The organism is [Clostridium] citroniae WAL-17108 (assembly GCF_000233455.1).
Classification (GTDB): domain Bacteria; phylum Bacillota; class Clostridia; order Lachnospirales; family Lachnospiraceae; genus Enterocloster; species Enterocloster citroniae.
Genome location: NZ_JH376420.1, coordinates 309,781 through 332,927 on the forward strand (window position 1 = coordinate 309,781; position 23,147 = coordinate 332,927).

General features: G+C 39.4%; 23 protein-coding genes. All 23 read right to left on the reverse strand.

The genetic code is table 11. The annotated features are described in order from the left end of the window. Positions 1–8 precede the first annotated feature (8 nt). Positions 9–1,403, reverse strand: coding sequence for a contractile injection system protein, VgrG/Pvc8 family (locus tag HMPREF9469_RS01355; protein WP_007858389.1), 1,395 nt, complete (start codon positions 1,401–1,403; stop codon positions 9–11). Positions 1,404–1,418: 15 nt separating this feature from the next. Beyond that, complete coding sequence (locus HMPREF9469_RS01360) at positions 1,419–2,825, reverse strand: contractile injection system protein, VgrG/Pvc8 family (RefSeq protein WP_007858390.1); 1,407 nt, start codon at positions 2,823–2,825, stop codon at positions 1,419–1,421. 13 nt (positions 2,826–2,838) lie between these two features. Continuing rightward, a complete protein-coding gene (locus tag HMPREF9469_RS01365; protein WP_007858391.1) occupies positions 2,839–3,441 on the reverse strand; it encodes a hypothetical protein in 603 nt (200 codons plus the stop codon). Between the two features lie 19 nt (positions 3,442–3,460). Then, complete coding sequence (locus HMPREF9469_RS01370; RefSeq protein ID WP_007858392.1) at positions 3,461–4,237, reverse strand: hypothetical protein; 777 nt, start codon at positions 4,235–4,237, stop codon at positions 3,461–3,463. 32 nt (positions 4,238–4,269) lie between these two features. Further along, the gene (locus HMPREF9469_RS01375) at positions 4,270–4,965 is read right to left on the reverse strand and encodes a hypothetical protein (protein ID WP_007858393.1); all 696 of its coding nucleotides are present in this window, start codon (positions 4,963–4,965) and stop codon (positions 4,270–4,272) included. A 27-nt stretch (positions 4,966–4,992) separates the two neighbouring features. Further along, entirely contained in the window at positions 4,993–6,279 is a 1,287-nt protein-coding gene (locus HMPREF9469_RS01380; RefSeq protein WP_007858394.1) for a hypothetical protein, read from the reverse strand. A gap of 2 nt (positions 6,280–6,281) precedes the next feature. Then, positions 6,282–8,420 (reverse strand): Hsp70 family protein, encoded by a 2,139-nt coding sequence (locus HMPREF9469_RS01385; protein ID WP_227883928.1) that lies wholly within the window; start codon positions 8,418–8,420, stop codon positions 6,282–6,284. Positions 8,421–8,777: 357 nt separating this feature from the next. Then, positions 8,778–10,514, reverse strand: a complete 1,737-nt coding sequence (locus HMPREF9469_RS01390) for a PP2C family protein-serine/threonine phosphatase (protein WP_007858396.1) — start codon at positions 10,512–10,514, stop codon at positions 8,778–8,780. Further along, complete coding sequence (locus HMPREF9469_RS01395; RefSeq protein WP_007858397.1) at positions 10,489–11,355, reverse strand: PP2C family protein-serine/threonine phosphatase; 867 nt, start codon at positions 11,353–11,355, stop codon at positions 10,489–10,491. The genes HMPREF9469_RS01390 and HMPREF9469_RS01395 overlap by 26 nt, the downstream gene beginning before the upstream one ends. Then, a complete protein-coding gene (locus HMPREF9469_RS01400; RefSeq protein WP_007858399.1) occupies positions 11,352–11,849 on the reverse strand; it encodes an FHA domain-containing protein in 498 nt (165 codons plus the stop codon). Before HMPREF9469_RS01400 ends, HMPREF9469_RS01395 begins: the two co-directional genes overlap by 4 nt. 41 nt (positions 11,850–11,890) lie before the next feature. Further along, entirely contained in the window at positions 11,891–12,328 is a 438-nt protein-coding gene (locus HMPREF9469_RS30470; protein ID WP_227883930.1) for an FHA domain-containing protein, read from the reverse strand. Between the two features lie 120 nt (positions 12,329–12,448). Then, positions 12,449–12,907, reverse strand: coding sequence for a DnaJ domain-containing protein (locus HMPREF9469_RS01410; RefSeq protein WP_227883932.1), 459 nt, complete (start codon positions 12,905–12,907; stop codon positions 12,449–12,451). 114 nt (positions 12,908–13,021) lie between these two features. Continuing rightward, the gene (locus HMPREF9469_RS01415; protein ID WP_007858405.1) at positions 13,022–13,447 is read right to left on the reverse strand and encodes a hypothetical protein; all 426 of its coding nucleotides are present in this window, start codon (positions 13,445–13,447) and stop codon (positions 13,022–13,024) included. Between the two features lie 79 nt (positions 13,448–13,526). Beyond that, entirely contained in the window at positions 13,527–13,955 is a 429-nt protein-coding gene (locus tag HMPREF9469_RS01420) for a hypothetical protein (RefSeq protein ID WP_007858407.1), read from the reverse strand. 132 nt (positions 13,956–14,087) lie between these two features. Beyond that, on the reverse strand, positions 14,088–16,256 hold the full coding sequence (locus HMPREF9469_RS01425; protein WP_007858408.1) for a hypothetical protein: 2,169 nt from the start codon (positions 16,254–16,256) through the stop codon (positions 14,088–14,090). A gap of 93 nt (positions 16,257–16,349) precedes the next feature. Beyond that, on the reverse strand, positions 16,350–18,377 hold the full coding sequence (locus HMPREF9469_RS01430; RefSeq protein ID WP_007858409.1) for a vWA domain-containing protein: 2,028 nt from the start codon (positions 18,375–18,377) through the stop codon (positions 16,350–16,352). Next, positions 18,361–18,933 carry an accessory gene regulator B family protein gene (locus tag HMPREF9469_RS01435; protein WP_007858410.1) on the reverse strand — a complete coding sequence of 191 codons (573 nt, stop codon included), beginning with the start codon at positions 18,931–18,933 and terminating at the stop codon, positions 18,361–18,363. The genes HMPREF9469_RS01430 and HMPREF9469_RS01435 overlap by 17 nt, the downstream gene beginning before the upstream one ends. Positions 18,934–18,936: 3 nt before the next feature. Further along, positions 18,937–19,086 carry a cyclic lactone autoinducer peptide gene (locus HMPREF9469_RS30990; protein WP_007858411.1) on the reverse strand — a complete coding sequence of 50 codons (150 nt, stop codon included), beginning with the start codon at positions 19,084–19,086 and terminating at the stop codon, positions 18,937–18,939. Positions 19,087–19,416: 330 nt separating this feature from the next. After that, the gene (locus tag HMPREF9469_RS01440) at positions 19,417–20,709 is read right to left on the reverse strand and encodes a sensor histidine kinase (RefSeq protein ID WP_007858412.1); all 1,293 of its coding nucleotides are present in this window, start codon (positions 20,707–20,709) and stop codon (positions 19,417–19,419) included. Continuing rightward, a complete protein-coding gene (locus tag HMPREF9469_RS01445) occupies positions 20,709–21,428 on the reverse strand; it encodes a LytR/AlgR family response regulator transcription factor (protein WP_007858413.1) in 720 nt (239 codons plus the stop codon). The genes HMPREF9469_RS01440 and HMPREF9469_RS01445 overlap by 1 nt, the downstream gene beginning before the upstream one ends. Before the next feature lie 33 nt (positions 21,429–21,461). Continuing rightward, on the reverse strand, positions 21,462–21,818 hold the full coding sequence (locus HMPREF9469_RS01450; protein WP_007858415.1) for a helix-turn-helix domain-containing protein: 357 nt from the start codon (positions 21,816–21,818) through the stop codon (positions 21,462–21,464). Positions 21,819–21,954: 136 nt separating this feature from the next. Next, positions 21,955–22,755 carry a class B sortase gene (locus HMPREF9469_RS01455; protein WP_007858424.1) on the reverse strand — a complete coding sequence of 267 codons (801 nt, stop codon included), beginning with the start codon at positions 22,753–22,755 and terminating at the stop codon, positions 21,955–21,957. Beyond that, a complete protein-coding gene (locus HMPREF9469_RS01460; RefSeq protein ID WP_007858425.1) occupies positions 22,752–23,060 on the reverse strand; it encodes a hypothetical protein in 309 nt (102 codons plus the stop codon). The genes HMPREF9469_RS01455 and HMPREF9469_RS01460 overlap by 4 nt, the downstream gene beginning before the upstream one ends. Between the last annotated feature and the right edge of the window lie 87 nt (positions 23,061–23,147).

Consider the following 23,147-nt stretch of genomic DNA (forward strand, 5'->3'; position numbering starts at 1 on the left):
TATCTCCTTTAGTCAATGTTTAACTTGGAACCGCTAATCTTCAAATTCCCTGAGATATCCAATTCCATGCATCCCCCTTGCTCGCATCGATATATTGCTCCTGTAGAACTGTGAAATTCTATATTTGTTTCTGCGTTTATATCAATACTTTCATCTGCAGTAATCTCAACCACATTACCTTTCACCTGAATTCCTCCATCAGTTCCAATCATCAAACTGGCAGCTTTTCCAGCACTGGCAAGATAAATTCCATTTCCGCCCATATTCATTTCCTGTCCAGAAGCACTCCGTAAATATTTAGAACTTGGATCTGCCATCCGATCCGGTTCTCCAGTCCCTTTATAAGAACTAACCGCACTTATTGCCAATGCATCTTTTAAATACTTAGTAGGGAAATATACTCTGAGACGATCTCCTATTTCTGGCATGTAATACCAACCACTTCCATCAGGAGAAGCCGATGGGGTGGAATAAGTAAACCAATATACATCTGCTACTGGATATCCATCATCAATAAAGAAATGCATACGAACCGATTCTCCTTTTACTTCCAAAACACTACCTTCCAATGCAAGGCCTACTAAAGCCATAGGAAATTGAGGCACAGCAACAATTCCTTCTTTTTTTCTCAGATTAAGTTCTATCTGCATTACACCTTGGTGCATATAGGCTTTAACACCTGCTACTACCATAAAAAGCTCACAAAAATAAAAAGATGTAAATATCCCACATGTCTTATCTGTTTTTATTAGGCAGTCCAGCACATCGGATTCAGACAGTTCATATCCAATTTCTTTCAAAGACGAACAAAGTTTAAAATCTAATGACATTTCTGTAAGTTCGTAGTCTTGCTGGTTCATATTTAGAGCAGGAACTCCCGCATAAATACGTATGGCGGGTATGCGAATTTCTCCAGCTAATGGTATATATAGCTTAGAATATATCCTTTTTAAAAAATTCCAATCGGTTTCCTGATACTGTATTTCAAGATTTCCAATGGCACCAGTCTCCTGAGCAACAATACAATCAGCACCCTCGTATTCGTCCAGAATTTGATGAAGTATTTCTGAATACGTTTTAGAAATGTCTTGGAAAGTCCTGTATTTTTTTTGAAGATCAAGCAAATAGGTATATCCTTTTGCCTCAATGTGTAACATTAGTAGCTGCCCTCTTGCCTCTTGACTAATCGCTGTTAATACACCACAAAATATATTTTCTTCTGATTCTTCCAGCGAATAAAGTCGTAATGGCTGCAAACTCTGTGCTTCTTCAAATTTATCATTTTCAACATATCCTGTTAGAGATAATTCACCATGTTCTCCTGGTATCTGACTTATCTGACAATTGATAATATTTTTTATCTCTATTCCTTCCAGTTTAAGCTGAGACAAATCGTATGCCATATGATATAACCCTCCCTAGTTCTCATGGATTTCCTTTGCATTTAAAAACACACCAGCTGTTCCCGCTGTAATGTTTACCCCGGAATCATCAATAACCTTGACTAATCCACTCGTTTCACAATTAATCGTTTTTGCTGAAAGACTACAGGAAGTTGTTGGAGATAAATCAATTTTTAGCGGTCCTGATACTATAATCTCTCCACTATTTTTTAAACTAATTGATGCATCCCCTGTTTTTGCTTCAATTAAGATTCCATCATCATTGAACTGAACCAAGTTCCCTGCATCCGTTGATATACTTCTAACAGAAGGGTTTCCCATTGGATCCTGCTCTCCCGCTGGTACATGTCCCTTGACACAAGTTATTACATACGCTTCACTCTCATTTTCTGTAGGAAAATAGACCCTAACACTCTCACCCTTTTCAGGCATACAATACCATCCACTTCCATCAGAAGATGATGATACGGAAGAAAAAGGATACCAATAACAGCTTTCTGCTATTAAGTCTTTTTGCATTACAACCTGTACACGGTCTCTTTGAGTGTTTACTACAGTTGCATATTGTGATATTCCAGTTAACCGTGAATTATAAAACCGTTCTATTAACATCGCCTCTTTTTGCTTTAATTCATAAGTATTAACTAAAAGACCATTATTAAGTTCACGCTTTATTCTGGACACATATAGCAAATTTCCTTTATAACGGATTTGACTTCCCAGCGCAACAACATCATGATTTTCTAAACGATAAAATGTAAACTGTGCTGGGAGTAATTCAGTAAAACCATTCTTTGATAGATATGCCAAACGACTAAAGTCCTTGTTTTTCTGATAAGGATAGTAGTCCCAATTTACATCTTCATTCTGGGTTGCTATACCGGCCTGGAAATGTATCGTTTCAAAAGTTGCTGCTGGATACAGACTCTCATTATATTTAGATAAAAATCGTTTTAAGAATTCCCAGTCGGTTTCCTCATATTGAAAAATCAATTCACCAATCGGTCTATCTGGAATGTTACATAAACTATCACTTTCTCCATATCCTTTCATAATTTCTGCAATCACTTCTGAAACTGTTTTTTCTATATTCTGAAAACAACGTGTCTTTCGATCTATATCCATCCAATACGTTGCATCACTAGCTACTATTTCAATAATACGGTTTCCACCATCTTTTTTTAAAACAGCGCTGGAAATTACTCCTTTAAACAAAATTTTCTCTTGATTATTTTGAAAATAATTTAAGGATATGGTCTCCGGCAAATCATAGAATGCATAATCATCCAATTCTGCGTTCATAATTGCTTGTAAAGACATAACAATGTGATTTCCCACGTTCTCTTGTATTACTAATTTTTTAAGATGTAGTACGCCAGGTAATGATAAGAAAATATCTTTATATGTAATTGCATTCGCCATAGGAGCCTCCCTTTTATTTTATCTGCATCTGCATTTCCAGTACCATAGCTTCCATAAGTAATCCGTAAGTGTCCTTATCATCTTCCTTGCAATTATATGCTCCCACAATATTCCATTTTTCTTTATGAATTCGAAAGATTATATTATAAATCCACCCCCTCTTGGAGGGTGTCCGGTATATAATATAATCTAAATTTTCCAATTTTTTCTTCTTTACAATATCTGTATACAGCCCCTGTTCTTTCATCCCAGTTTTTATCTGCTCAGCCCAGGATTCTACACTTATTTTCTCCATTTCCTTAGGTAAATGCACCAGTGTCTGCCCCATGTCCCTCTTATTGTTTACATAAATAACCATTTCCTCAGTTTCCTGATAATCTGTATAAAAATCATCTATATAAATCAAAGGAATTTTTTCCGAGAATAAAAAATTCGTTTTAAATGTCAATTCACGATCTTCTGGAAATACGACATGTCCTTTTTGTATCCCAGCTCTTATGTCATCAATTGATAACTGCTCTTCTTCCACAGCTTCAATAATCACTTGTTCAGATTTTCTTTTTTCAAGACGTTGCCCTCGTTCCAGCATTGCAATTTTTTCATCCAGTGCTTCCATACAATCTCCTCCCTCGCCACTATACTAACAGAATCTCTCTGCTTCTCTTGTTCTGTCTTTTTATCTCGTGATTTTCCTGTCTTAATTCTTTTAAAACAGACAATAATTCCTGATATATTTCATACTGATTCATATTAGAAAACTCTTTTTTACATCGCATTTTGAGATAAAGTCGAATATATCTAATTGGTACAACTCCTCCCTGAGCCAATATGTTCATAGCAAAACTAATATCTATATTATTTGAAGTTACGGTATCGACTAATTCCGTTGCATACTGTATTAAGAGCGCAGGAGATAATGTACACTCAACCTTAGCCGCATATGGTGTATTAATGAGATTCACTGTATCGTATCTCGTAGAATAATCCTCGAAATTTTCGTACCGTGTACGAAGTTTTGCACCTTCTTGCAGATAGAAACGGCATAGCTCCAATTCACAGGACAAATCGATCTCTTTATTTTCTAAAACAATCTCACCCACTCCAAATATTTTTGTAGTTTCCTGATATTCTTCTGTAAATCTTACTTTCAAAAATCTCATTCTATCTTGGGCTTTACAAGACAGTGCATATGGTTCGGATAGAAAATACAGTTTCTTTTTATATAAAATCATGCCTCGTTCTACAATTAACTCTTCATTTTCCCATCTGATTTCACACCCTGAAATAACCCCGTCTGAAAAATCGTTAAAAGCCAGCTCCACTATAGTTCTGGGATAATCGCGGAGCTGTTCTAACATTTCAGCCCTTAGCAAGCGTTTGCTCTGAAACTGTGGATATATATATTGAAACATTTGAAATCCTCCTTAAAATAATCGATGGCATGCTAACATAATGACATTTCGTCAATTACCATCGTTTCCTCTACGCCAATTATGCCAAAATGGTATTCATAATAAAGCTCCACTTTATATTGAATTTCTAAAAACATACGGATTAAAAACGTCATTTTCACCTCAAGTTCATTGTTTTTTTTCTGTCCTATAAAGATAAGGATTTCATGTGCATTATCATTATTATGATAAATAATAATATTACTAATTAATGCTGTAGCAATATTTTTAAAAATATCCAGAGAACTTCCTATTTGTTGCTGCCTAATAATTCCACTTAGAATTAATTCTCTTTCATTACGAGTAAAATAAGAAATAGAGCTTTTATAAAAATCTCCATACACAGATATTTTAATATCCTGGTACAATAGTTTCTTTAGGTACTCCATCCTCGTCATTCCAGACAATGAATCACTTTGTGACAAGCTATGAAATATAAGATTCGTTAAACTCTTTCTTAGCTGTTTAAAATCGGTTAGATTCGGTTCATATAAATTTTTAAAAATATCGTAAAAACGGTAGTATGGATTAACTTCAATAACAATTCTATCCTTGATATTACCTTGATTTAAATATGGCAAAGACAATTCCATATATGGACTATATTCTTTCGCAATTTGAAACTGTATTTTTTCTTCTGGGATTTCCTGTTGCATGATTTGAAGCATACATTCCCATAAGTAATTCATTCTATCTCCTTTCAAGTACATTACCTTTTATTTTAAGATTCCACAGCAATGATATTCCGGATATATTTCTTGAATTTCAGATACAATAAAACTGATGAGATCTCGTAAAAGCCATTCTTCCATCTTTTTTGACTTAAAAGTAAATACAAGCTTCTTTTCAGCAGTTCCATCGCGTATCTCATCTTCCATAAAGAAATTCATAGAATACGTCTCTTGCGAAACCAAATCATTTGTTAAATAGCAATCCTGATATTCAATAAAGTCTTGTAAACCAAAACTTATAATAATACGCTCCAATTCAGCTTTTGTTTTCACTTTTCTTTGATTTTTTCGTTGAAACCGTTCTGAAAAATTATCTTTTTTTAAATTTCGCATTACCGGATAAGTGTACTTGTCAATTTTGTATTCTTCACCATTACGAATGATATAAATATCCCATTTTTTCACAGTATTTATTTCACCTGTAATCAATAATTTATCTTTCGTCTGACGTATATTTTGAATTCCTGACTTTTCAGATACAAGGTAAGCATTTTCACCTCCATATTGGCTTATCGAAACTATATGTTCATAATTTCTGTGATCCCCACAAGCAATAGGAAAACCAATACTACCAAGTTTAACATGGAGGAGATTCCAAATCGGCACCATATCATAACAAACAAGTTTATTATATTCGCCACAGTTTATTCGCAAATCTGTTATGATTGCATCATCCCCTATTTCATTAGGAAGCTCATTAATACATACATCAGCCATTTTAAATAAATATGGCGCATTTACCGTTTGCCACGGAATCCCATTTGCCATAAAAAGATGATATAAATGTTCAATTTGATTTAAATAGCGTTTACTACTTTTTAAGTGTATTTGGACTGGATACTCCTTGTCCGCTACAATAACAGCTTGAAAATCATATGATCTTTTTAATATTTCGTTATAAATAAGGTAATCACACTTTAAAAACACTGTAGTTAATCGATAAGTACCATTTTTCTCTAATTTTTCTTTTATATCTGCTACAGCATAAGCCGTCTGAACTAAATCATCTTCTTGCATAGCAGACATTATGTGATGGGAACTATCAAAAAACTTTCTTTCCACCAATCCAGTCTGTATGCAGTAACGATTAATATCATATGCCAAATCGTCCATAATTCGATGCTCTAAATCTTGATACATTTTTTCGTTTGTTTCATATAGTGCCAAGAAAACACTTTCCATTAGTTCTTTAAAAGCAACTCGTTCCTCAAGGCTATTTATAGAGCGAATTTCTGTTCGAATCATTTCTCTCATATCATTGGCATGATCCATTTTTACTTCCTCCCGTCAAAGAAATTAAGTTCCCAAGTATCATCCTCAAAATCAAAAAATGTTTCTCGTCCTCTATACAACAGCTCTCCCTCCCTCAAAATAGGAAGTACCACAAATCCCCACCGTTCTCTTGATACCCATACAAAGAACTTCATTTCTCCCTCCAGAATGATGTCTGTTTCCTCCTGGATGACTGTATTCTGATAGCAGCGGTCGATCTCCTCCTGGGTGGTTTTTTCAAATTTTGATGTATCATATTTAAAGTAATAGGTCTTTAGCCGTTCCCCCTGCTCATTATTCAAATACAAATCAAGCTGATTTCCTATCATAAAACGGGATATATACCCGATATGATTCTCACGGTCTAAGCTCTTAATCAAAATTTTCTCTTTATTCTCATGAGTGAGCGCCATTATTTCATAAGGCAGGGTTCCCACTTGATATCTCTGATTGACCTTCATATATCCGCGCTTACAGTTTAAGAAATACGCTAATGCACCTTCTAAACAGCACATTTTCAGTTCTGTCCCATCACTCTCATGCTTTGTATTCTGAATCCGTTTCCCGGGAACATATTGTTTGAGAGCCTCTGTAAACAGCCTGGACTTACAGGACTGTCCTGTGAGCTTAATCATCTCGTAATCCTGCAACTCTCCCTGCTCGAATTTTTCATCCAGAAAATGCTCCATTAGCTGGTAGATATCCGGTCTTAACAATTCTTCGATCTCATTCAAATATAGTGGGAATTCTACTGACTCATGAATATGATCAAAGAGGCCATCTGCAATAATTGAGAGTTTCCATCTATCAAGAAAAACAGCCCCTTCCTCATTGTTTTTATCAGTACTTACATATAACTCGTATCGAAATTTAGACTGAAAAAATTGTTTTTTAATTGTTTCCGCCATTTCAAATAAATAGTAATAGTTGTTTTTCACAAAGAAATACTGTTCTCTGCTGCGTTCCCGGTAATCCCTAAAAAGGGTTGGAATATAGTGTTCGGCCTGCTGGTAGAGTTGTTCCAGCTTTTCATATGAAAATGCATTCTCTGAACCCATAAAATTTTCCTTTTTCATAAATCCCAGTTCAAACACAATCCTGATTTTCAGCAGCTGCATAATCCGATATGTCAGGTTATTTCCTCCAAAATTAGTATCACCATTTTCATACTTTGTTTCCAAATCAACGATATATGATACCCGGTTATTGTTGATGCGGAACAGTCCGGAAGTTAAATCCGTAGTTCCTCCACCACAATCAATAATCAATGCGTGATACCACCGGTCTTTCTCATACTGGTTTTGGTTAATCATTCTGTTGATACTATTAAATAATACGGCCATTCCCTCATCCAGTTCGCAATTGACACTGTACTCCGGAAGAATTTGAGTAAATAGTTCTTCAAACTTTTTCTTTTGGCGTATTGGTGCTAGGAGCTGGATGCATGTAAATGTGCATTTGAATTGCTGACGGGCCAGGTCAATCAAATAGTCAAGGTACGCCCTCAGCATTTCTTTTCTGTCGATCTGGTATTTATATCCGTTTTTCAGGGTGACACTCTGTTTTCTATCCGCGTCACTGATCCATCGTTTGATATCGTAAAACACAGTAACGTCTTCATCCTGATAATTTTCTCCGGTCAGAGCCAGCGCTTCATATCCAAATACGAATTCTGTTTTGTCTTCTAATACTCCTTTTACACCAATCATGCTGGGAATAATTGTCTGACCTTTATCTAATGCAATTTTTGTAGTTCCATCCGGAAGACAAATCCCCATCGTAGTATTGGAACTTCCAAAATCTATTACAAGCGGAAGGTCTGCCTTTACAATCTCCTTTTCCTGTATATCCAACAATGGAATCCGGATTCCCTCCACATAACCTGGAACCGATACACGATTTCCATAGTAACAATCATAGAGAAATTCAGAATCCCGTTCGTTTGGCAGGTAAAGGATAAAATACTGATGTTTTTCCAATGGTCGTACAGGCACTCCCTTACCTTTGAAAAGATAATGGATTCCATTTATTTCCTGTATATAAAAACAGGTGTAAATCTGAAACAGTTCATCAATCAGGATTAAGTTTCCTTCATAAAGTTTGTTATCTGACTGCACCTTGTAACCGTCTAATTCATTCATTCCGGTCTCCTGATACAATGTAATTGTTCCAGGTATCCGAATCTGCTGTTTATCCGTTATATGAACCTTATTATTCTGTACAAATTCCTGTAAACGCTCCAGGCCGCCTTCCTGAGCTGTATTGATATGCCGATACTCTTTCTGTCCCCTGAACCGCATAATCAAACGGATCAGACCTTCTCTGTCAGCAGATTGGGCGGACGGCACCACTACCCGCTCTTTTCTGCAGATTTCTCTTAAGTGGAATAAAGTCATCTTCTCCAGGTCTTTACGCTTATATGTTGTATGTTCTTCTGTTTTCTGATTCTGATTCAGGGTATATGTATATCGGCTCATGTTACTCCCTCGCTTTACCTTTTATTGCACGGCTGTCCCTGGTCCATACTCCTTAGTTTCTGCCTTTGCATTCTCCTGTTCCTGGGCCAGTTTCCGCGCTTCTTCCTCTGCCTGTTTTACCGCCTCTATGCCAGCTCTTGCCGCGGCAATCTTTCCGTTAATACCATCTGCCAGCTCCGCCAGTTCCAGACGCACATAGATTGCCTGGGCCGTCTGATAAAACGTAATGGCATTCTCATACTTGCCTTCCGCCAACAGTTCATTTCCCTTATTTTCAAGCTCAATGGCGTTCTGCTGGTCATTGGCTTTTTGCTGGTTTTCCAGTTCCTTCTTTGCCTCTTCCTCCTGCTGCTGTTTTGCAGCCTCAGCCGCTGCGGATTCTTCGTTTTCTTTTTTCGCAGCCTTTTCCTGCTGCTCTGCTTTATCTAACTTTTCCTCTGCTGCCGCCTGCTTTTCAAGAGCCTCTTCTTTTCCGGCTGAGTAATAAAGGGACGCCGCTTTATCTCTGGCTTCTTTGTAAGTTTCAACTGCCCCTTCCATATTACCGTTGGCTTCCTTCTGCTCTCCCAGCTCGATCAAGTCAAAAACGTCAATATAATCTTTTGTAAGCTTGAGCTGGCTGTCAATATAGCTCTTTCCTACATTCCCTGCCTCTACAGACATATCCCTGGCCGTCAGGTACAGACTCTGTGCTTTCTGGTATTCACCGGCAGCCATCGCTTCATCTGAAAGGATTATCTGCTCCGCCAATTTTTTATACTGGTCAGCTTCCTCTGTATCTTCCTGCCGTTTCAGGTTCTTTGCTAACTTCAATGCCTCCCCGTACTCTTCGGCCGCCTTCTGATAATTGTCATATCTTAAGTACGTTTCCCCGCTGTCCATATACTGGGCCAGGTTCTCCTTTTTAATCCGTATACTGCGGTGGCGCAGATACAGGCCAAGGCTGATTCCTCCCACAATTAGAAGCACCGGGAGCGCAATCAAGAGGACTTTTTTAACGGTCCATCGCTTTCTTGGTGACTGATAGGTCTTGTTTACAAAGGTGACTGCCAGTGTATAGTTATCAATATGCGTTTCTTCCTGAACCTTTAATATCAGGTCCTCTGTCTGGTCCAATATTTCCTGGGGTTCCTTGGCTTCATTTGTAAAATCAAGAAGCTCCTGGTCACTGCATCGTTCCCACACGCCCCGCGACAGGACTGCAAAGATATCACCATTCTCCAGCTTTATCTTCCTGGAAACCTGAATTTTAGGGGTTCCTCGTTCTCCTAAGAATGAGTACAGATTATTCCTGGCTTCATGGGCTGCCGCCTGGTCAAGCGGGATTTTTTCTTCCTCCAGCAAGTTCTGGGTCAAAGACTGATCAACCGACCGTTCTAAAATTCTTGTATTCCGAATCAGATAAAACCGGCTGTTTCCCACATAGCAGTACCGTATTTTTTTATAGTCCGTTACGGCTATAACCACGGATGCTTTGAGGTGAATTCCCCCATGCTGCTTCAACAGTTCTTTATGCGCCTGCTCCAGATAGCTTTTCAGTCGGCCTTTTCCCATAGCGGGCCGTTCCGTAAAGTTTCGGATCAAACTCTCTACAACCAGCTGCGCGCTATTGACAGATGGTTCTTCATCCAGGCTGTCTGCCAGGACATAACAGGCGAAGTCATCCATCTCCACATATCCGAAATAATCCCTGTTGGAAAGTTCCTGCCCCTCCTCTGATAGATTGGCGGTCTTAAATTCCGAGTTTATCCTTCTCATCTGCTGCCTCCGTTTGTACATTCAGAAGCAGTACGCTTCCGTTATCCATCTCCGGGTTTAATTTTGATTCTGCCTTCCGGACCATTGTATCCGCCTGTTCCTGTACAGATGTCCCATTTAACAGGATATCTTCCATCTCGCCCCAGGATAGCTCTTCAAATATACCTTTGCTGGCAATTAATATCACATCGCCCGGTTTTAGCTGTATAGGCTGTTCACATCGTTCAATTTCCCGGAAACCATCCATGCCCAGGTAATTCCATACCCGCTTTTCATCCATGCTCCAGATAGCCTCTTGTCTGGATATGGCACCATTCTCATAAGCCTCTGCAGCCAGCACGTCAATTGTCTGCCCACGGCTCAAAGGAATCAATTCCTCACCACGTTTTAAGGCAATACGCACATTTCCTGCAATCGCATAATATAAATGGTGTTTGTCTATAAAAACCGCCGCCAGGCTTGCCCCGCCCCGGCGCTCCCCTATGGTCATTTGAATCCGCCGGTTCGCTTCGGCAAAGGTGCTTTTAAAGAAATAATCCGGGTTATTTAAAACACGATAGGGTTCATAACGGTCCATTATAGTATCCGCTGCCAACTGCGCGCACAGCTTTCCCGTATTTTGGTTCCCTATCCCGTCTGCCAGAACAGCCATGGTTCCCGCGTCATTAGTAAATGCCAGAACAACGTCCGCCTGTATTTCTTTCCGTCCATTTGTCTGGCTGATTCCCGCTCCGGACGTTTCTTCCTGATTTTCCTGTTGCCGGCAGAGAATAACCCGCACTGCAATCGCAATAACCAAAATCACAGCAGTAACGGTCTGAATCATTACGGTTCCCATCATTTCACATCATCCCAACTAAAACTTGTTCCACATAAAGGCACAAATAAAAATCTGCTGTTTCCCAAACTAATGGTGTCATATGGTTTTAATTCCGTAGGAACATAAACCGCCTCATCATTTAAGTAGGCCAGTCCGGCCGCGTCACCAGGAAGAATAACCGTATTCATTTTTTTAGAATCGTAAACTATAATTGTATGGTTTTTCCGATTAATTGCGTTGTCACCAAGGATTTGAATATCCATCTCATCCCCACGTCCCACAAAATTTTTTCCATCATGGATTTTATAATCCATACCTACCCTTGCTCCCTCAATGCAGATAATCCACCCGCATACCGGCCGTATCTCCTCCTGAAGAAGTTCCACCGGCGGTTCAAATCCCATTGGCTTGGTTGCCGCGCTCTCATCCTGAACCTTCATGTTGCAATAGGGGCATATTTTCCCATAACGTCTTGCATTATATACATGTCCAATCGGGCATCTTGTCAAACTCATCCTGCTCTTATCTCCCCTCTTTGATGATCTAAAATTGTATTTTAAGTCAGCAGAAGCCTTGTATTCGCAATATAAATGATGTCTCCCGGCATAACTCTGCAGGGACGGTTAAGCACCTTATAACATATACCATCTTCCACTTTCTTTACCTGTACGCCATTTTGCGAGTTTAAATCTTCAACATACCAAAAATTCTGGCAGAAGTTCAGTGCTGCGTGCTGCGGATTAATAAATGTACTGTATTCACAATCCTCTAAATCCACATCCACCTCTTCCTCTTCGTTCTTTTTCCCTATGATAACCGCTATTTTTCCTGACAACTCCCAGGATTTAATTGGTTTATTTTGCTCATCTAAAAGAACCAGCTGCCGTATGGTCATATCATCCGCTGGCAAACTGTGCTTAGTTCCTGCCCGCTTCCGAATCTGAGCCGTTAAATCTGCTGCTGCTCCGATCATGATGAACAGCAGGATGCACATAAGAGTCCAGAACCACCTTCTATCCACATTTCCGATATACATGCTAAGCAGCAGGATGCCGCTGCATAATAAGATGAGAATATCTGCCGCTATTTTTACCGTTTTACTTGTTTTCATCTTCTAACGCCTGTCCCCTTTATGGTTTTGTCTGCCAAAAAAGGCTGCAAACATTTCCTCCGGCTTGATTGGTCCATCCGGTTTTCTGGCTTCACCTTTTTTACCCTGATATGTTTCCATCCCTTTTCCCGGCTGAAACCCGAAGAATCGTTCAAACTGGCTCATGTCAGGCGCCGGCTGCCCGTTCTTCTCTTCACGCTCATTCGTATTCTCTGAACGTTGTTTTCCCGCTTGATAGCCAGAACAGTTCCGCATCCGGGCCTTGTCATATTCCTTTCGGCTTTTCTCGTCTCCAAGGCACTCATATGCCTCCTGGATTTCATACATGCGCTGTGTTTTTTCTGCGTCATCCTGTACTACATCCGGATGATACTGTTTTGCCAGTTTCCGATATGCAGCTTTTATTTCCTTTTCCGCAGCCTGCTCTGATACCCCGAGTATCCTGTAATAATCTTTCATCATAGCCCTCTGTCTGTCCCGTTTGAACGTTCATCTTATAAGAAAAGGGCTGCCCTCAATAATAGGCAGCCCTTTGATAACGGTCCGCGAAAGCTGCTTGCACAACTCCTGCAATATTTATGCGCTGTACCCGCCTTCTACAGTAACCTGCGCCATCTTGTCCTTTTTCTGTTTAATAATCAGCGTAAAGGTTCCCACACCTTCCGTGTCTCCATAATCTTCTTTGTAGTCAACCACGAAAGCATTTGGATATGTATACTTACGTACCACCTGAGACGCCGCAATGACTTCAATGCTGACCTTGCGGTAACAGTCAGACTTCTCTGCCGGGACAAGCGCCCAAACACCCAGCTGTCTTGTGCTGTCAAATGGATCTCCATCCACCGCTGTTAAAATTTTCCCTGTAATCTCTACAGTGCTTCCCATGTCAGTGGAACGGGCGTTGCTGTCATGGGGAATATCTGTTCTGAACTTCACTCCTGTAACAATTGTGGTTCCCAAATCAATGGTTGACGGTCCTTCTACTTTTAACTTAAATCCCATAATATACTCCTTCCTTTCTTTTCATCACCGGTTAGCGGATCTATCTGATTCTATCGAAATTTGGTATTTCTTTCCCACATTATTCTCCGCTGAAGCCGCCCTCAAATTTCAGATTAGCCATCTTATCTTTCTTCTGTTTGAGCAAAAGTGTAAAGACGCCAGCGCCAGTATCATCCGTAAAATCTTCTTCGTAGTCAATTACGAACGCATTCGGAATCGAAATCTGTCTTACGATCTGAGACGCATTGACAACGTCAATCTGTACTCTCCGGTAACAGTCTGAGTTCTCTGCCGGAACAAGAGACCATCTCGCAATCTTACTGGTATCATCCGCAGTTTCACCGTCTACTGCCGCCAATATTTTTCCTTTAATCAGCACAGTAGAGCCTAAATCTGTGGATCTCGCATTAGAATCGTGCGGAATATCCGCACCAAACTTCACAGATATGATACTGGTTTCCAACAGATTGATTGACTCATTTCCTTCGATTTTTAAACGTAATCCCATTCTTTTTACCTCCCTATTGTTCTTTTTTGTCCTTATGTTCCTTTATCTTCTTTACTCTTGTAAATATGACATATCCGGCTACCACGAATAGCGCGACTGTTGTTATTGTTTCCACCAATTCATACATCGTCTTTACTTCTCGCCCGCTTTCCTGGTAAGCTGTACTTTCAAGTTCTTCGTCACATTTGCAAAGGTCACCTGAACGTTGCAGATTCCATTCTTTTCATCAATTGCAAAGTCCAGCTCATCTCCGTCCTGCAGAATCGAATTTACATGCTGACGATCCGCGTCCCACCGGCTCTTCTGGCTATTTGGATTGCTGCTGAAGAATTTAAGGATTTTATCCTGTTTGAAATCACCGCTGTAGAAACGAAGCATCCGTTCGATATAAGTCACAACCAACGTCTTATAAATCGGTTCAAACTCATTGCCATTACTCAGCAGGTTTCTTGCCTTATAGACGGTAATATTCTTAATCTCCCGACCTTTATACTGCGCATTGTCTGAAGAAAAAACAAACCCGAAGCCCGTATGGTTAATGGAATTCTTAATAGCATTGGTAAATCCTGAGATTTCTTTTGTCATGCTGGTTGCTGCCAGGAGGGCATTGTCATCTGCCTCCACATCAAACCGTACTCCCGGATATTCCTTGCTGGTGTTGTTAAACCGCTCTTTTAGATACTCTGGGCACTGCCATGCCGCTACAATACCGGCCGCCTCGTAGGCCGCGTTAACATAGATGCCTTCCAGCCACATCTTCATGATATCTTCTTTTTCCTCAGACAAGGCAACATTTCCGTCCTCATCCATGACCATGCGTTTATCCAGAATCAAACCGGATTTGTCTTTCGGAATGATGGTTGCGTTTGGAATACAGGGCACGACAAACTCGCTGTATTCCTGCTTCATCAGCGGCGCACACTTGTCCTTAAAGATACCGATTCCTTCTGTTGCAATATAATTGAACGTAGTCTCTTCACCGGTACGGAAACTGAAAAAGGTTGTGATTTTATAAGGAGCCAAGGCGTTCATCAAAGTTGCAAGGCTTTCCATGGAATTGGTCCCCTGCTTTTCCACCTTCTGGTTTCCTGCAAACCGTAATCTCTGGAGCTTTCCGCCGCCGCTCTGATTCAGTTCCACATCCGGAACAATGCCAAACCAAAGGGTATTCTCAAACTCGTTTTTATCATTGGTCGTATTTAAGTAAGTCAGAAGCCTGGGCAGGTTACTGGATTTTACAAGCATATCCAATGATGTATTGGAAATCAGAAGCCTGGGCTGCATTCCTTTTTCCTTAACCTGATACTGGTCAAAGAATGTTTTTACCCCAAGGATTTTTTCAATTAACGGTTTTACCGCTTTCACAAAATCATCCTTGCTCTTTTTATAGAACTCCAGATATCCATTGTAGTTGTTTACCTCCACCTCTTTGTCCACAGTACTTTCCATCGTGGAACCCAGAGGGCAGAATGTACGTACCACTAAATCTCTGACATAATCTGACGGGTCTTCATTCAGTTCGTCATAATCTTCTTTGAATGTCTCAATCAAGCTGGTATTGATATGGTCATCTACTACAGCCAGCTGGGTGCTTGTTTCCTGTTTCATTTCCAGGATTTTTAGTTCCCCATCCTCACCCATGCTGAGAAGCCCGGCCTTAAAATCTGCACCGCCTTGTTTCGTCTCCCCATCCCCCAGTAAAAGCCGGGTTTTGATATCTTCGATAGCCAGGGGAAGCATTGCAAGTACATTGTTGTAATTCTGACTGGCCTGTTCAAACTGATAATTCAGCTTATCCCCTAAATCCAGACGTTTAGGATCCCCCTCATCCAGCTCCATATATTTACCATATGTATACTGGATTTCTCTTCTGACCTGGCGGATATCTTCCATGATTTTTTTCGGAGAAATCATATCCAGAACATTGCTGAACTTAAAGTCAACGTTAGCCACGCCCTGCGCGCCTTTTGCATCCAATAAGGTAATCAGCATATTCAGCAGGTCATTTGATTCATTCAGCGGAATTTCCGTAATACAGTTATCCGGAATATTTTCCGGTTTCACCAGACTGTACTGAATGCTTGAAGAGGATGCGTCACACCAGGAATACACAACCGGTGAGAATTTCTCCAGGAATTCCTCAAAACTGGACACCACCAGTTCCTCATTAATCTCTTTAATCTTATCGTCATCCAGGCTGTTCTTTCCCCGTACATCTCCAATCAGAGTAAGAACATTCAGCCGTTCCGGATTAATTTCGGCAAACAGTATCGTCCTGTTTGTCTGTGTAATTGTTTCCATAGACATACTTCCTTTTCCTGTTATTTTATGCTCACAGAGCGCCATCCCAATTCATATCCATCCAGTAGACGCCCTTCACATACCATGATATTTCTATTGAATGACTGCAATATAGTGGAGTTCCAGTTCATACGCCCCGTCTGATGATGTAATATAGAGAACATCACCAAACTGTATACTGTACTGAAGCTGCCTGCATACAATGGTTCCACCCAACATTACAGTGGAGCATGTTGAATGGTAGAGGATCATCCTTCGTTCTTCATCTGCAATCAAAAAAATATTTTCCAGACCCAGATGTTCTGACAACTCCGGATATTCTTTCATAAGACTTCCCAGACAGACTCTGGAGTCTCTAATCTTATACATAGGAAACGTTAATGGTACAATTTCCTCTGTATCCTCTGGTTGCACAGTTACATATGCATCCAGCTTCCCCGCGAAGTGGTTTCCTTCTTTTCGTTCTGCTATTTGTTGAAGTTCCGGCTTTGGTTTATAAAATATCTTCCAAAGTGCTGCTATAACCACTGCGCAAAACAGAAGAATTGCCCACCAATATGTACGCCATAACGGTGGAACCGTGACATTCCATGAATATAACATCTCTTCTTCGCCATCAGAAACCTGCAACTGCAATATCTGTGTTCCTGATTTCTGCGCTTTAACAGAAAGCACACCATCTGCTATCTCTGCCGTAACACAAAGACTGTCTGACTCTGGCAAAGTATAAGTGAGCGTATCTCCATTTGGATCTTTAAAGTATTCGTCCAACACGTACTGCTTTTCTTTGCCAAAAATCGCAAACGATTCCTGCTCTGGCAACCCACCTGCTGGTCCTTCATTGTGAACCTCTACTGTAACGGGACCAAATGTACAACTTCCCATGCTGTCATCCAAACGTCCATTGATATAATAATTACCAGATTCAGTAAGTACCGTTTCTCCGATAATCACGCCATCACGAACATTCACATCAAGCATCTGCTTTTTGGCATCCTGCGAATCACTGTGTTCAAAACTCAATTCACAGTCAAAATTGTCATAAAATTTATCATCTGAAACTATTGTGTTATTTTTATCTTTAAAGTAAACCTCGTATGATAGTGGAGAGTTCTTCTCCACAGTTGGAGCGACGCTCAATACAGGAGTCAAATTACGATAACTGATCAAATACATCTTTAATTCCTGGTCTTTTAACGTTTCTGTCTGAATCGTCAGTTCATTGATACCGCTATCCACATCCGTTATTTTCGCCACTGCATAATTGTTCAGGTTCACTGGCTCAATCTGCTGATTGCCATACAGTACTGCAGTGTTTCCTATCGCCTGCGGGGAAATCAGCAATACATCAAGTTCATCAAGATACGCGCCATCCAGTCTGACCCGTATATTCTGCATACCCTGTGAATATATTCCTGTTGTTATTTCCTGAATACTATAGTTCATGTTAGTGGTGAAAATTCCATACAAAATTTCAATGAGATTCTCAGGTGCTTTCACCTCATAATTCTGCGCGCCGGTTTGTTTTGATAATTCTGACAGCACCTGCGTGTTTCCATCATAGGCTCCAAAAGCAATTGTATGGATTGGTATATTATGCTCCATGCATTGGCTCAGCACATACTCTACATCTATCTCTGAATTCTGCAAAGACCGTCCGGTCCCTGACCCCTTTAAATCAGATTCACCATCGGAAATCAGAACAATTGCTTTCTTTCGTTCTGTCTCCTGCCCTATAAGCTCCTCTGCGTAACGCAGACCCAGTCCTATATCGGTATTACCGGAATATCCTACCCTGTCAATCAACTGTTTCAGTCTTTCACGTTGTTCGACCGTTTGCACCTCCACCGGTGAGACAGATGAGAGAATACGATCATTATAGGATACAAATCCTATCCGTATGTCGGCACTATGTACGGTATCAATAAATGCCTTTACCATAGCCTGAGCGATATGTTCTGGGTCATTCGATTTCATAGAGCCACTGTAATCCATGACAAAAATTACATCCAGTCCATTTTTTTGGCTGGCATATTCCTCCGCGTGAGCTTTTATGGAAATTGGCGTTATAAGTAAGATACTGCATATGGCCACCATAAGAGATTTAATTATTTTTTGCATTTTTCACCTTACCCAGTATCATAAGCACATAGACGACACTTATTGTTATTGCAATTAAAAATGTATACTTCCGGCTTTGCATAAATGCGCAAAGCAGATAGAATACTGCAATTGCAAAAAAAGACTGCCGCAGTTTTTTTCTGAAGTATGCATCTTCCGCTTCATCAACCTCCCGATTTCTGTCACTCTCTGGATCCGTAAGCATAAAGGCACTGACTCCCCCAATAAACAAAAGATGGGAGAACCACAGTGGAACGTAACTATATTTCACAAGTGCCATTGTACCTGCTATCACAAATGCAGAAAAAATAAAGCAATGGCTGAACTTGTCCAAATGTATTCCGCCGGCATAAGAGCGTAAAACCCAGAATATCAAAAGGAATGCGGCAGTTTCCCACCGCATATTGAATCCAACGGCTATGATAGCACTTGCAAGGATGCCTGCCGCCATTTCAAGAGCGAACTCTATCACATACTTAAAGGCCTCGTATGACACGGTGGGGAAGCTACCTTCTTCATATAACCGCTCTGCCAACATAGCTGCCATCTTCTCCATATGTTACATCCTCTTGAAATTCCTTACATCTTCCGGCATCTTAGGCTGATGTCCAATCCAAGCACAGCGGGTATTCGCGGCGTAAACCATAATTGCCATGACAAAAAGGTTCATTACTGATGGATTCATTTTGATCTTTTTTAACAGCTTCATTGTTGAAACCTCCTTATTTTTTTTACAATATACCACAAAAATTGACAATTATTGCTAACATGTAATTAATGATGGTATATATGTAATTTCTGCACAGGCCCTTATGAGACTTAAATGAGACGATTTTAAATGCCTGCGTGCACAAAAAAAAATCTTAAAAATTCGCAGTAGAATCTCTGCAAATTTTTAAGATTTTTTATTACTTGTATCACCATTTTAATCGTCATAGGGTCACAAAGTATTTCATAAGACCCCCGAACATGGGTTTTTAAGTATTCATAGACAACTCCGGATAAAAAGGATTTTATTATCACTGGATATTTACTATTTTTATGTATTTTCATATAGAATTGTTTCAAGCATAAAAATATTATCTTCCCAGCTTACATCTACATAACCATGATATTTATTGGCAATCCTTTTCATAGAATTAAGGCCCAATCCGTGTAAAACCTTTTCTTTTTTGCTTGTAATCAAATGGTTCCTCTCATCCTGCTTTATCTCACCTTGATATCGGTTTTTCAATGATATAAAGAGATATCCCTTTTCAAATGTCATTTGAATTCGGATCTCCCTGCTTTTACAATCAACACTCTCAGATGCCTCTAGCGCATTATCAATGGCATTTCCTAAAAAGACACTTAGATCCTCATCCAGTATATTCATGACAGGTGGAACCTTTAAATCTGTATATAGGGCAATATTTTTTTGCCTGGATTGCTCCCAAAGATGATTGATATGTGCATCAATTACCAGGTTCCCTGTTCTTGATTCCAGACGCCCCTTTCCCGTAGATTCTCCTATCAATTTTTCCAATACTCCTATGAGCTCTTCTTTCTGATCCGAATTTGCCAATTCCCGCAAATACATATACTGCTGCTTCATATCATGGCGCATCTCACGTACCTCTGTAGCCGCAATTTCCTCCAATTCCCATTCTCTTTTATATAGCTTAAACTGTTTTGTATACATGCTATTATTTCTTTTAACCAAAACCATCTCTACCACCCGCAGATATGCCAGATAAAAAGATAATGTTAAAATAATCAATATAACCGTTGCCACTAATAGCCAGCCAATCCCCTGCTTTGTAATATCAATTGTCTGCATATAGAATGCATTATACAGAACCATTACTAAGAGCATTGTTACAATCATATAGGGACTTCCGGCATATGGTATATGCCCGCCTCCATTCCGTCTTATAACACTGCGTACTACCAATACAAATGGTGCTAATAAAACTTTAGATAGTACAGAAATAACCTCAAAAGGTACCTCAGAACCAAACAGAAACATATAAAACAGCTGTACACTTCCTTCTAATAACATCCATACCACGATAAATGCAATTGGAAAAATACATCGCTTCCAATATCCACCCTTATACGAAAATATCCCAACTGCCTGTATCGTTACAAATAGAATAGCAAGATTCATGCCCGGAGAGAAAAAAATCATTTTCATATTGGTACAGAATTGCCAGCCAAAAAACAACAGCCAGCCAATTATTGAAGTTCCTTTATTTTCCCTCACAAGAAAAACATCTAAATACACTTTGAGCAAAATTGTGCAGTATAATGCCATACTAATTTGGGTGGTGAATAATCCGACTGCTTTCATTACTTTATTTTCTCCATTTGTCCCCTTAACATTTCGTCCACCTGTTTCTGGTATTTCCTGCTTAGTGGAAGTTCCAGCCCAGTATTCATAATTACCCTATCATATCCAATCCCTGCTATATAATGATAATTAACAAGGTATGATTTATGAATCCTTAAAAAATATTCCTTTTCCCCTTCCAACTTTTTCTCTATCACATCCAATTTGTTATACTCTTTCAAAATCCCGTTTTTCCATACAATCCTTACTTCACGAAGATTGCTTTCAAAATACAAAATATCACACATTGGTATTCTATACTCAGTTTTCATATAGCGAAAACAATAATTCGCATTATGTTTCGTGAGTTTTTGCAACATATAAAGAAATGTATCCTCGAACTCCTTAACCTTTATCGGTTTCATGATAAATGCGATTGGTGCAGACTTAAAAGCTTCTTTCATATAAGATTCATAAGAGGTAACATAAGCAAGTTGGAAATTCCAATCGAATTCTCTTATTCTATATGCCGTCTCCAATCCATCCATCCCCCCGATTTGTATATCCATATAAATTATGTCAAACCGCTCTCCTTTTTTTATCTTTTCCAACAGCTTCGCGCCATCTTCAAAACAATCAACATCTATATGGAGCTTATGTCTTTCTGCCAATTCATACAGCAATTCTTCTAGTTTTCCCAGAAGATAGCGGTTATCATCACAAAGCGCAATTTTAATCATAGTATTATCCCCAGTTAAGTAAGCTCTTTTTCATCACTCTTTTTCATCACTCTTTTCCATCTTCGCTGCCATAACATCCATTAAATCCCATACTATTTCCTGATAGTCTTCTTTTAGTATATCGAAAATCTGTACTAAATTGTACTTCTCTTGCAATTTATCCAATAGGACTCTCTGTTCTTCCAAATTGCGTTTTGCTTTAGAGCGCCCTAAAATATAATCGGTAGTTACATTGAAAAAGTCAGCATAAAGCTCTAAATGTTCCCTTGTCATAGTGCTGCTGTCACGTTCAATTCGGCTTACTACCTGCTGGGATATTCCAATTAAATTACCCAGACTTTTCTGGCTTAAATGGGCGCTTTTTCTTAACTCTTTTAGTCTATCATGCATAAATAACACCTCTATATTAAGTTTATCATTTATGCATGCCCCTTATACTCTAATCTCTTTTTTATTTTACTCTAATTTAAGGTTTTTAAAGTTATAATTCTTGTATTAAATAGCCAACTATTTAGGTTTTTCTTTTTTACTCACGTTTCAATCTGCCTATTACAACAAACCTTTCACCACTTTTTTGATAACAGCATGTAACTAAATACAAAAGTGAGGTGTTGTCATCTGGAATAATGCCTGTCTCATAAATTTCACGCTGTTTTAATTTTTGAAAATAGGCTCTTTGCTCAGTTAAATCCGTTCCATCTGTCAGGGAGAACAAGGCATCGGTTTCGTTTTCCCAATCATTTTCATCCGCATACAATACCGTAAAAATTTCATATTGATAACGTGCCCATAATGTATCAAGTCGAATGATTGGATGCATCTTCCAAAACTCTATGCTTTGATATTTAAGCAAATCTGCAAACATTGTCCCATTTCTCATATTATGTCCATAAATGAAAATATCTTCATTCTCGGCCTCGATATCACCTGATCCAACAAAGGGTACTCCCGCATAAGAATATTCTCCCGTAAAATTTCGATGAAGATAGTATTCCGGTTCCCAAAGTGTCTGCATGACTGGATAATCAATATTAGTTCCATCAATAAAAATCCAGCCAACAAAATCCGGGGTTTTCTCTGCAAGTTCCTGATATTCTGGCAGGACTGCTCTTTCCTCACCGTTTAAGCTCTTCATCATTTTATCTCCTGTTCTCTTAACCTCCGCCGCCGCACTGCTCCTTTCCCTTTCTGCTGAAATACTATTCCTCAAAATTTCAAATTTTATTTGCTCCTTTTCCTGCATCCATAGATTTCTCCCTAACACAGCCGTCGAAAAAAACATTGATACAATTAACATTCCAAACGTAATTTTCTCTCCCCATTTCATACATGTATTTCTCCTATTTTGCTAGTCTCCATCTCTTCCCAAATAAGTCTAGAAAAATAAATCAAAGTTCCATCCACCCAGCGACATATCCGATTCCCTGTTAAATACTCCTCTGAGCTGCATTCCGGATTATCCCTTCTCCATCCAGTTTTATCCAAAAATTCCTCTATACTTTCATATGTTTCTAACGCCTCTGCTGCCTCTTCTATGCTTCTCTGTTTCAGCATGTCTTCTGATATAAGAAACTCTTTTTTTAAAATATTTCTTATTTTTGCCTGTGAATATTCCAGCCTGTCACCATTCATCTGTAAACAAATCCTCCACCTTCTCAATCGTTTCACCGTACTCTGTTGTCTCCGCTATATTTTCCCCTGCTTCAAAAGAATCCATTG

Coding starts and splice junctions, on each gene's coding strand:
- HMPREF9469_RS01460 (WP_007858425.1), bottom strand. CDS start 23,060: ATGAATGGTGACAGGCTGGAATATTCACAGGCAAAAATAAGAAATATT.
- HMPREF9469_RS01390 (WP_007858396.1), bottom strand. CDS start 10,514: ATGAGAAGGATAAACTCGGAATTTAAGACCGCCAATCTATCAGAGGAG.
- HMPREF9469_RS01415 (WP_007858405.1), bottom strand. CDS start 13,447: ATGGGATTTAAGTTAAAAGTAGAAGGACCGTCAACCATTGATTTGGGA.
- HMPREF9469_RS01440 (WP_007858412.1), bottom strand. CDS start 20,709: ATGAAAGCAGTCGGATTATTCACCACCCAAATTAGTATGGCATTATAC.
- HMPREF9469_RS01375 (WP_007858393.1), bottom strand. CDS start 4,965: ATGAATTACTTATGGGAATGTATGCTTCAAATCATGCAACAGGAAATC.
- HMPREF9469_RS01430 (WP_007858409.1), bottom strand. CDS start 18,377: ATGCAAAAAATAATTAAATCTCTTATGGTGGCCATATGCAGTATCTTA.
- HMPREF9469_RS01365 (WP_007858391.1), bottom strand. CDS start 3,441: ATGGAAGCACTGGATGAAAAAATTGCAATGCTGGAACGAGGGCAACGT.
- HMPREF9469_RS01455 (WP_007858424.1), bottom strand. CDS start 22,755: ATGAAATGGGGAGAGAAAATTACGTTTGGAATGTTAATTGTATCAATG.
- HMPREF9469_RS01400 (WP_007858399.1), bottom strand. CDS start 11,849: ATGAGTTTGACAAGATGCCCGATTGGACATGTATATAATGCAAGACGT.
- HMPREF9469_RS30990 (WP_007858411.1), bottom strand. CDS start 19,086: ATGAAGCTGTTAAAAAAGATCAAAATGAATCCATCAGTAATGAACCTT.
- HMPREF9469_RS30470 (WP_227883930.1), bottom strand. CDS start 12,328: ATGTGCATCCTGCTGTTCATCATGATCGGAGCAGCAGCAGATTTAACG.
- HMPREF9469_RS01380 (WP_007858394.1), bottom strand. CDS start 6,279: ATGGATCATGCCAATGATATGAGAGAAATGATTCGAACAGAAATTCGC.
- HMPREF9469_RS01360 (WP_007858390.1), bottom strand. CDS start 2,825: ATGGCGAATGCAATTACATATAAAGATATTTTCTTATCATTACCTGGC.
- HMPREF9469_RS01385 (WP_227883928.1), bottom strand. CDS start 8,420: ATGAATGAATTAGACGGTTACAAGGTGCAGTCAGATAACAAACTTTAT.
- HMPREF9469_RS01420 (WP_007858407.1), bottom strand. CDS start 13,955: ATGGGATTACGTTTAAAAATCGAAGGAAATGAGTCAATCAATCTGTTG.
- HMPREF9469_RS01435 (WP_007858410.1), bottom strand. CDS start 18,933: ATGGAGAAGATGGCAGCTATGTTGGCAGAGCGGTTATATGAAGAAGGT.
- HMPREF9469_RS01355 (WP_007858389.1), bottom strand. CDS start 1,403: ATGGCATACGATTTGTCTCAGCTTAAACTGGAAGGAATAGAGATAAAA.
- HMPREF9469_RS01445 (WP_007858413.1), bottom strand. CDS start 21,428: ATGATTAAAATTGCGCTTTGTGATGATAACCGCTATCTTCTGGGAAAA.
- HMPREF9469_RS01370 (WP_007858392.1), bottom strand. CDS start 4,237: ATGTTTCAATATATATATCCACAGTTTCAGAGCAAACGCTTGCTAAGG.
- HMPREF9469_RS01450 (WP_007858415.1), bottom strand. CDS start 21,818: ATGCATGATAGACTAAAAGAGTTAAGAAAAAGCGCCCATTTAAGCCAG.
- HMPREF9469_RS01425 (WP_007858408.1), bottom strand. CDS start 16,256: ATGGAAACAATTACACAGACAAACAGGACGATACTGTTTGCCGAAATT.
- HMPREF9469_RS01410 (WP_227883932.1), bottom strand. CDS start 12,907: ATGATGAAAGATTATTACAGGATACTCGGGGTATCAGAGCAGGCTGCG.
- HMPREF9469_RS01395 (WP_007858397.1), bottom strand. CDS start 11,355: ATGATGGGAACCGTAATGATTCAGACCGTTACTGCTGTGATTTTGGTT.